The following is a 9,633-nucleotide window of genomic DNA, read 5'->3' as shown; positions in this document are numbered from 1 at the left end:
CTGGATGAAAAAGTTTATATTTATTCAGTTGTCTACTTGACGGGGAGCGGTTCATCCTACAAGTGACAACCTTTTTAAATAACTTAATCAATATGGCTTGCATCGTAAATCACATACCTGCATTTACCGCATTTCTTTGCCTCATACATTGCTTCGTCGGCATATTTATATAATAATTCATAGTCAACATATTTGTTAGGTACAATAACAATTCCAACAGAGCAGGTGGTAATTAAATCATCCTTTTCAAAAACTAAACTATTACAAATTTGTTTTGCCTTTTTTTCAACCATTTCATAGGAATTGGCATTTTTCATAAATATAATAAATTCATCCCCGCCAAGCCTTCCTATAAAATCTCCCGTTCTAAAGGATTTTGCCAGTTTGTCAGCAATTTCTCTTAACACCTCATCTCCATATATGTGTCCATACGTATCATTAGCCATTTTAAAGTCATCTGTATCTAGGATAATTAATGCACTGACTGAACCTTCCTGATATTCTTTTTCTAAAAATTCCTGCACATAAGCCTGAAAAGAAGTTCTGTTTAATAGGTTTGTAAGCGGATCTCTTGAAGCTTTTTCCTTAAGTCTTAATGCCTCATTGACCTTATCCGTCACATCTTCTGTTAACCCCACTGCACGAATGGGTTTTCCATTTTTATCAAAAATAGTGGTAATTTTAGTTTCCACCCAAATATACTGATCTGTCCATTGACCATCAGTTCCCACTTTTTTAAGCCTAAACACTCCAGAAGCAACCTTTTCTCCCTTTGCAATATTGTCAAACATTTTTAAAAATTCTTCTGTGCATTCAGGATGAACATATCCAGATTCGATAAAGCTTTCCGGGACATTTTCTACCCGATCCTCTAACCCCCTCCAATTTTTGCTTGTCTTTGTTCTTATGATGCGTTTATTGGCCAAATCGTAATCCCAAACAAGCATATTTGTTTGTGCTAAAGCGATATGGATTTTTTTATCACTTAACTGTATTTCCTGTTTAACTGTTCTCTCCAGTTTTCGATTACAATAAATAGCCATACATATGACCAGCCACAGGATACAAATTACTGTTAATGTAAGTACTGGGTACTTATAAACGTAATCAAAAGTTTCTTCGTGTTGTTCATTAAATAAAATATTGTTAAATATGATGTTGTCAATCTGGCTTTGGGGAATGTTGTTTATGGCCTTGTTTATTATTTTATATAGAATTAAATCACTATTATCAGGTACAGCAAAGCAAAGTTTATAATTAAAATCTGGTACTGCATACGTTCTTATCCTCGTATATGAAGCTTGCGATCCAAAATAATCTGCACTATATGTAGGTATATAGGTAATATCAGCATTCCCACTATTCACTGCTGCAACGCAGGACTTTATACTATTACAATAAACAAAACTCTTATATATCTTAGTTTCCTTTATTTTCTCTGTTAAATAATCGTTTTTTACAACGGCTACCTTTAGATTTGAAAGCGTATAGTCTTTTATATAGTCCTGTGTAATAACGCTAATGGGTATGTTTAAATAGGAAGAAGTAAGCCTTACATGTTTTTTGGCTGCCCATTTATAATCTGCACCAAAAGAATTGATAAGCTGAATTTGATTCTTTTCTACATTCTTGCTGTCACCACGGCAATTATCATATATAACGTAATTAAAATCCAATCCTGTATTTGCACTTATTTGTTCCAGTACATCACCAGTAATACCTGAAATTTTATTTTTATCCTTATCATAGTACTCAATTGGTATAAAATCAGCGTTAACACCTACTGTGATAACTGGATTATTTTCTATATATTTCTGCTCTTCTTGTGTCCAGGAAATACTTAGCTCTTCAGGTCCACTATAGTACTTATTATATAATTCACTAGAAAATTCAGGGTATTTAACGTTTATTTCCTCTAACGCTGCATCCAACTGACTATACAACTGAGGCCTTCTTTTATCTGTAACTACATATAAAGAACTGGGATGTAACCTTAAAATTACTCTTTCGCCTTCCAGCTGCCTAATGTTACTTGTATATATGGCATCAACAGTTTTCGTATCAAATAGCGCCGTTTTCATTTCCTCAACAGTAGAGAATGTACTTAATTGAAATGAAACATTATTATTTCTCAAATATTTACTTATTTCATCATTTCGTGAACTGCCTGCTAATACACCAATGGTTATGCCTTTTAATGAATTGATATCCTGCCTACTGTACTTTATATTGTCCTCACTTGTAGTCAATATGCCATAATCCTCGGACATTGGAAAACTTGGAAACATAAAGCGGTTTTCAGTATCTGCTGTTTTCCTTACATTGCAAACTAAATCTACCTTCCCATTTTCAAGCATTTTTAAAGCTTCTTTATAGGTAAGCCTGTGTTCTTGCCCTGTCGCGGTGTCTGTTGTTTTATATACAAAATCATAATTCCATCCTGTATACTTAGCAACCTCCATTAAATACTCATAACCATAACCACTAAAATACCCATCCTTGGAAATGTCATTAAATCCATCCAGTTGAAAATATCCAACCCTTATAGTTTCCCCTTGATTATTTCCCTCTGCATAGGAAGTATCTGGTATAAAACTACTGAAAATAATTAGGACTGTAACTATTACAGCTATATATGTATATGTATGTCTTTTTTGTTTTGACATTACTTCGTTACCTTTCGAACAGATTGTACCCTTTTATACCTTATTTTTAATTATACATTTTATGCTTATAAACCGTCAACGAACAAAAAAAGATAATTTTCAAAAATATCTTTACAATATTGCGCGGTTGTTGTATAATCAAACATATTATCACATATTTTTAGTGAATAAAAACAAAATTGAAAGGGTAAGTCCATGAAAAACGTAATTAGCTGGGCAGTTGAATATTTTTATTTTAGCTTTACATTCTACTTTAGAAGTAAGGCTTATTTGAATTTCTCTGCAAATATGGACACTCTGGTTTAACGGATAAATAAATCTGTTAAGCAAGCATATATAAAAATTAGAGTCCGCAGGTGAAATTCACTTGCGGATTTTTTTTAGTTTTGGAGGAAAACATTATGGTAATTATTTTAAAAAGCAACCCCAATCAGAAGCAGCTGGACAATTTATTATCCTGGCTAAAAAGTATGAATCTTGGAATTCATATGAGTGAAGGTGCAAATACTACTCTTATTGGATTAATAGGAGATACATCAGGAATTGATATGGAATTAATAAATGCACTTGATATTGTTGAAGCGGTAAAAAGAATACAGGAACCCTATAAAAACGCAAATAAGAAATTTCACCCAGACGCTACGGTGGTAGATATTTCAGGAATTAAAATTGGCGATGGTAACTTTCAGATCATAGCAGGTCCTTGCTCTGTTGAATCAAAAGAACAGATTTGCCAAGTTGCTTTAGATGTAAAGGCAGCAGGAGCCTGCTTATATAGAGGTGGGGCTTTCAAGCCTAGAACTTCGCCTTACGCATTTCAGGGAATGCGGGAAGAGGGTATCAATCTTCTTATTGAAGCAAAGAAGGTTTCTGGGCTGCCAATTGTAACTGAAGTAATGGATATCTCCCATCTTCCATTATTTGAGGATGTGGATGTCATTCAAGTTGGTGCAAGAAATATGCAAAACTTTGAACTTTTAAAAGAATTAGGTACTTTGAAGAAACCAATTCTTCTAAAACGAGGATTATCCAGCACATTACAAGAATTTCTTATGAGCGCAGAATACATCATGGCTGGGGGAAATGAAAACGTAATCCTCTGTGAAAGAGGTATTAGAACCTTTGAAACGGCCACTAGGAACACTTTGGATCTGGCTAGTATTCCACTTTTAAAATCGATGACCCACTTGCCTATTATTGTTGATCCAAGCCATGCCACAGGCATTGCTAAATTAGTAAAGCCTATGGCTCTTGCAGCAGCTGCTTGTGGTGCAGATGGCTTGATGATAGAAGTTCATAATGATCCAGCCCATGCACTTTGTGATGGCGCGCAATCCTTAACACCAGAAGCATTTAAAGATGTGGCAGATGCCGTAAAAGCAATTTTGCCATACAGTTTTAAGGGGGACAGATAGATGAACATCGGAATAATTGGTCTTGGTCTTATTGGGGGTTCTATGGCAAAAGCTATTAAACAAAATACCGCTCATAAAGTTTTCGGCCTTGACCTTCAGGATACCATTATAAAAAAGGCCATTTTGGTAGGTGCCATTGATGAAGCTCTAACGGATGAATTTTTTCCAACTTGTGACTTATTAATAGTAGCCCTTTACCCACAAGCTACGATTGACTTTGTTAAATCTCATGCTCATATCATAAAAAAAGGTGCCCTTGTTCTTGATTGCTGTGGAGTAAAACAGGTTATCTGCCGGGCGTTAGAACCAGTGGCTAAAGAAAACGGCTTCACCTTTATGGGGGGCCACCCTATGGCAGGGCTCGCCCACGCTGGATTTACACATGCCAAAAAAGCATTATTTAATAATGCCTCTATGATTTTAACTCCTACAAAAGGTACACGAATCGAAGATGTTCAAAAAGTAAAACTATTTTGTGAAAGCATTGGTTTTTCTAATACTCAGATTTCTACACCTGAAGAACATGACCAGGTTATTGCTTTTACTTCACAACTTGCCCATGTGGTTTCCAATGCGTATATAAAAAGTCCCTCTGCCTTAAAACATAAAGGTTTTTCCGCAGGAAGCTACAAAGATATGACTCGAGTTGCAAAATTAAAGGAGGACATGTGGACTGAACTTTTTCTTGATAACCCAGATTACTTGGCAGAAGAAATCGATGGCATTATAGAAAGGCTAATGCAGTACAGCAAGGCTATAAAAGAAAAAGATGCTGCTACCCTTTGTGCGCTTCTAAAAGCTGGCAGAGAGCGCAAAATGCAGATAGATGGAGAAAAGTTCTAATGGAAAAGATTCAAGTAAGTGCCTCTAGAAAATATGACATAATAATAGGAAGAGATCTACTGAAAGATACTGGTAAATATGTGTCCCAAGTTATTTCACCTTGTAAAGTTTGTATCATAACGGACGATATTGTGTATGGCCTTTATCACCATATGGTGTGCAGCTCGCTTACTGATGCTGGGTTTGAAGTATTTCGTTTTATCTTTGAAAAAGGTGAAAGGTCTAAAAATATCAATACGGTCAGTTCTATTTTGGAACTAATGGCGGAAAATGACTTTACCAGAAGTGATGCTATCATAGCTTTAGGCGGTGGCATAACCGGTGATGTCGCTGGTTTTGCTGCTTCAATTTTTCTTCGCGGGATACAATTTGTACAGATTCCCACTACTTTTTTAGCTGCTGTGGATTCATCTGTAGGTGGAAAAACAGGAGTTAACCTGCAAAGTGGAAAAAATTTAGCAGGAGCCTTCTGGCAGCCTTCATTAGTTCTATGTGATTGTAATACTTTTGCTACTCTGACTTATGAAATATTTTTAGATGGTGTTGCAGAAGCTGTGAAATATGGTGCTATACTGGATAAATCGTTATTCGATTTACTAATGCTGCATGGCGACAAGCTCTTTAACAGTTCTATGGTTGGCAATAATGATTGTCTTTCTGACACTCTCATTCAAATTGTAAAGCAATGTGTAAGTATAAAACGAGACATTGTTATGGAAGATGAACGAGATACTGGAATCAGACAGCTTCTTAATTTTGGCCATACCATTGGTCATGCTATAGAAAAATGCAGTAATTATTCCATCACGCATGGTCATGCAGTTGCTCTGGGTATGCTTATAGTTTCTAAGGCTTCTCATAAGCTCGGATTATGTCAGACAGATTGTTCATTAGATATTGAAAATATATTAATGAAGTTTAACTTTCCTATCACGTGCCCTTTCACCTCAGAAGAACTTTCTCATATTGCTCTGAAGGATAAGAAGCGCGCTGGTGACACCATTACCTTAGTTTTGCCAGAATCCATCGAACATTGTTATTTAAAGAAAATCGATATTTCTGACTTAAAAACTTTTATCAGTGCCGGCTTATAGTTTCCATTCCCGTTTTATTTTTAGTAACTGTTGGAGAAAAACTTTATGAATATAAAAATTATACCACAGCCCTTGAAGGGATCTATAAATTCTATAAGCTCAAAATCACATGCCCATAGGCTTATGATTGCCGCAGCACTTTGCTCTGATTATTGCAAAGTCAACATTGCTGATATGAATCAGGACTTAGAAGCCACGCAAAATTGTCTACTGCAATTAATGAAGGCATCTCCTGTTTTGGATTGTAATGAAAGCGGCTCTACTTTAAGGTTTATGCTGCCTATAACTATGGCTTTAAAAGATAAAGCTACTTTTCTTGGCGCAGGAAGACTGCCGGAAAGACCCATTTCTCCTCTTAAGGAAGAAATGGAATCTCACGGCTGCACTTTTGATACAAATATTGAATTACCACTAGAAAATAACAAAAAATCAAAACCTATTTTTACAGTATCAGGTAAACTGAAATGTGGCACCTTTAACTTGGCGGGGAATGTGAGTTCACAATATATAACAGGTCTGTTATTTGCCCTGCCCTTGTTAAGAGGAGACAGCCTTATAAACATTACTTCTAAGCTTGAGTCGCTAGGCTATGTCATGCTGACTTTAGAAGTCTTAAAACTCTTTGGAATTAACATTGAATTAAAAATTGCTGCAAATTCACAAATTCAAAGCGAGCGTTTTTATTCATTTTTTATAAAAGGAAGTCAAAACTATACGTCTCCAGGCGAAGTCACTGCAGAAGGAGATTGGTCTAACGCAGCTTTTTGGGTTGTGGCGGATGCCCTGTGCTCGGATGCTAACTGCTTAGAGCCAGCCGTCTCATGCCGGAATCTAAACTTTAGCTCTGCTCAAGGTGATAAAGAAATCGTCTCTTTTATTAAGACGATGAAGGCATCTGCAAACAGTGGCAAAAACCCAGTATTTGATGTTTCCGATGTGCCTGATTTAGTCCCAATACTAGCAGTACTTGCTGCTTCCCGTCAGGGCATTACGGAAATCGTAAACGCAGGAAGACTAAGAATAAAAGAAAGCGACAGATTATCTACTGTCTGTGAAATAATACAAGCTTTAGGAGGAAACATTACTGAACGTCCTGAGGGACTTATTATCCATGGCACAGGAATACTAAAAGGTGGCACGGTCAACGGTCACAATGACCACCGAATCGTCATGGCGGCTGCCATTGCCTCCATACTATGTACTGAACCAGTTATTATACTGGGAGCAGAAGCGGTCGATAAATCGTATCCTCGATTTTTTGATGATTTTTCTTATTTAGGAGGTGAATATCATGTGCTCTAATACAAACACTACTGAAACTCAATCTGCTACGATTTCCTCTTCCTTTGGAAAAAACCTCAAAATCACTATCTTTGGCGGCTCTCATGAACCCCATATAGGTGTATCTATTCAAGGTTTACCAGAGGGCATTACCATAGATTTTCATAAAATGAATCAGTTTTTGTCCCGAAGAGCTCCCGGCAACAGTATTTTTGCCACTCCACGAAAAGAAGCTGACACTCCTATAGTTCAATCTGGTCTTGTGGATGGAAAAACCACCTTAGAGCCCTTAACCCTGATTATAGAAAATACCAATACTCGTTCCGGTGACTATACGGCCCTCCGAGATATACCCCGGCCAGCCCATGCAGATTATACTGCATCAGTAAAATATGATGGCTCGGTCAATATGTCTGGCGGGGGTCCCTTTTCAGCAAGAATGACGGCTCCCTTGTGTATTGCAGGGGCTATCGCCTTGCAATTACTTGAAGATTGGGGTATTTCCATAGGGGCTCATATATATTCCATAGGTCATGTTAAAGATACGCCTTTTGACCCAGTAATGGTCAGTTCAAGCGACTTTATTCCCCTCAGAGAAAGTTCTTTTCCTGTTCTTGATGAATCGAAAGGCTATCTTATGGGAGATTTAATCCAGAGAGCTATGGCAGAGGGTGATTCTGTGGGCGGCATGATTGAATGTTGTGCTGTTGGCGTTCCCGTAGGCATCGGTGGGCCTATGTATGATGGTATCGAAGGTCATTTATCACAAATCTTCTTTGGAATACCCGCTGTAAAAGGCGTTGAATTTGGTAATGGTTTTGAGTGCACTACATTATATGGTTCACAAAATAACGATGCTTTCTTTATGGACGGTAATACAGTTAAAACGGTTACAAACAATCATGGGGGAATTTTAGGTGGAATTTCTTCAGGAATGCCGCTTATCTGCCGGCTTGCATTTAAGCCGACACCTTCTATATCTAAGGAGCAGAATTCAGTAAGTTTAACGAATAAAACCAATGAGAAGCTGATTATTACAGGCAGGCATGATCCCTGTGTCGTTATAAGGGCAGTGCCTGTGGTTGAGGCGGCCATGGCCGTTGGACTATTGGATTTATTATTAGGAAATTAAATGTAAATTGTTATTTCTATATTTTATAATAGAATAAGGTGTGTAAATATGACATTAAAAAAATTAAGAGATGAAATAGATAATATAGATACTGAAATGATGGATTTGTTTGTAAAACGAATGAATCTTTCAAGGCAGGTTGCAGAAGAAAAAAAAGCTTCCGGGACTCCTATTTTAAATATGAAAAGAGAAAAAGAAGTGTTAGCTAAGGTCTCTGATCAGGCTGGAGAAACGCTTGATCGATATGCACGCATTTTATATAATACGATTTTCGATGTAAGCCGTTCTTATCAGACGCGTTTTGTGCATACAGATTCTCCTTTAAAAACTGCTATTGAAAACGCCATGTTAACTACGCCGGATATGTTTCCAACAAAGGCAATCGTCGCTTGTCAGGGGATTGAAGGTTCTTACTCGCAACAAGCTACGGAAAAGATTTTTAATTTTCCATCCATCATGTATTTCAATAATTTTGAAAGTGTTTTTAATGCAGTTGATAAAGGTCTTTGCCAATATGGGGTTCTTCCAATTGAGAACAGTTCTTATGGTTCGGTAGGCCCTGTTTACGACCTGATGAAGAATCATCATTTTTATATTGCTAGAAGTTTTAAGCTGAGGATTGCTCACAGACTGTTAGCTAAGCCAGGCATTAAACTTGAAAATATAACAGAAATTGTTTCTCATGAACAGGCATTAGGGCAATGCTCCAAGTTTCTTGAATCTTTAAAAGATGTAAAAATAACCGTATGCGAGAATACAGCCATAGCTGCTGAAATGGTAGCAAAAATCCAGCGTTCCGATATAGCTGCGATTTCTTCAAGGGAATGCGCTGAAATTTACGGTTTAGATATTATTTCAGAAGACATTCAGATTAGTGATAATAACTATACCCGCTTCATTTGTATTTCTAAAAATCTTGAAATATATCCTGGAGCAAATAAGCTAAGTCTTATGTTATCACTGCCACATCGTCCAACGTCATTATACAATATGATTGCTAAATTTTCTGCGTTAGGCCTAAATTTAACTAAATTAGAATCAAGACCGATACCAGGAAGTGATTTTGAGTTCATGTTCTACTTTGATATGGAAGCCTCTTTATGTTCTCCTGAAGTTGTCAGCTTACTTTGTGAGTTAGCATCACAGCCTGAGCTCTTTGTCTTCCTTGGGAGTTATATAGAAAACTAATTTATGATTACTGG

Annotated in this window: 7 protein-coding genes; 6 read left to right on the top strand and 1 reads right to left on the bottom strand. The window is 36.9% G+C overall.

Annotated elements, in window-relative coordinates:
• Nucleotides 1-83: 83 nt before the first annotated feature.
• A complete protein-coding gene (locus tag RTW14_RS18065) occupies nt 84-2,666 on the bottom strand; it encodes a diguanylate cyclase domain-containing protein (protein WP_312654098.1) in 2,583 nt (860 codons plus the stop codon).
• Nucleotides 2,667-3,067: 401 nt separating this feature from the next.
• On the opposite strand from RTW14_RS18065, the gene aroF reads away from it, so the two are divergent.
• The 6 genes from aroF to RTW14_RS18035 are packed head-to-tail and all read left to right on the top strand — an operon-like array spanning nt 3,068 to nt 9,619.
• Nucleotides 3,068-4,081 (top strand): 3-deoxy-7-phosphoheptulonate synthase, encoded by a 1,014-nt coding sequence (gene aroF, locus RTW14_RS18060; protein ID WP_312654096.1) that lies wholly within the window; start codon nt 3,068-3,070, stop codon nt 4,079-4,081.
• The gene (locus RTW14_RS18055) at nt 4,082-4,924 is read left to right on the top strand and encodes a prephenate dehydrogenase (RefSeq protein ID WP_312654094.1); all 843 of its coding nucleotides are present in this window, start codon (nt 4,082-4,084) and stop codon (nt 4,922-4,924) included.
• Nucleotides 4,924-6,018: a 3-dehydroquinate synthase gene (gene aroB / locus RTW14_RS18050; RefSeq protein WP_312654092.1), complete on the top strand. Its 1,095-nt coding sequence runs from the start codon at nt 4,924-4,926 to the stop codon at nt 6,016-6,018. The genes RTW14_RS18055 and aroB overlap by 1 nt, the downstream gene beginning before the upstream one ends.
• 30 nt (nt 6,019-6,048) lie before the next feature.
• The gene (locus RTW14_RS18045) at nt 6,049-7,320 is read left to right on the top strand and encodes a 3-phosphoshikimate 1-carboxyvinyltransferase (RefSeq protein ID WP_312654090.1); all 1,272 of its coding nucleotides are present in this window, start codon (nt 6,049-6,051) and stop codon (nt 7,318-7,320) included.
• The gene (gene aroC, locus RTW14_RS18040) at nt 7,310-8,431 is read left to right on the top strand and encodes a chorismate synthase (RefSeq protein WP_312654088.1); all 1,122 of its coding nucleotides are present in this window, start codon (nt 7,310-7,312) and stop codon (nt 8,429-8,431) included. The genes RTW14_RS18045 and aroC overlap by 11 nt, the downstream gene beginning before the upstream one ends.
• A gap of 48 nt (nt 8,432-8,479) precedes the next feature.
• Nucleotides 8,480-9,619, top strand: coding sequence for a bifunctional chorismate mutase/prephenate dehydratase (locus RTW14_RS18035; protein WP_312654086.1), 1,140 nt, complete (start codon nt 8,480-8,482; stop codon nt 9,617-9,619).
• The last annotated feature ends 14 nt before the right edge of the window (nt 9,620-9,633 follow it).

Source organism: Aminipila sp., assembly GCF_032051575.1.
Classification (GTDB): Bacteria; Bacillota; Clostridia; order Peptostreptococcales; family Anaerovoracaceae; genus Aminipila.
The sequence above is the reverse complement of the archived record's forward strand: the minus strand, read 5'-3'. Positions and strand labels throughout refer to the sequence as shown.

Coding starts and splice junctions, on each gene's coding strand:
- RTW14_RS18065 (WP_312654098.1), bottom strand. CDS start 2,666: ATGTCAAAACAAAAAAGACATACATATACATATATAGCTGTAATAGTT.
- aroF (WP_312654096.1), top strand. CDS start 3,068: ATGGTAATTATTTTAAAAAGCAACCCCAATCAGAAGCAGCTGGACAAT.
- RTW14_RS18055 (WP_312654094.1), top strand. CDS start 4,082: ATGAACATCGGAATAATTGGTCTTGGTCTTATTGGGGGTTCTATGGCA.
- aroB (WP_312654092.1), top strand. CDS start 4,924: ATGGAAAAGATTCAAGTAAGTGCCTCTAGAAAATATGACATAATAATA.
- aroC (WP_312654088.1), top strand. CDS start 7,310: ATGTGCTCTAATACAAACACTACTGAAACTCAATCTGCTACGATTTCC.
- RTW14_RS18035 (WP_312654086.1), top strand. CDS start 8,480: ATGACATTAAAAAAATTAAGAGATGAAATAGATAATATAGATACTGAA.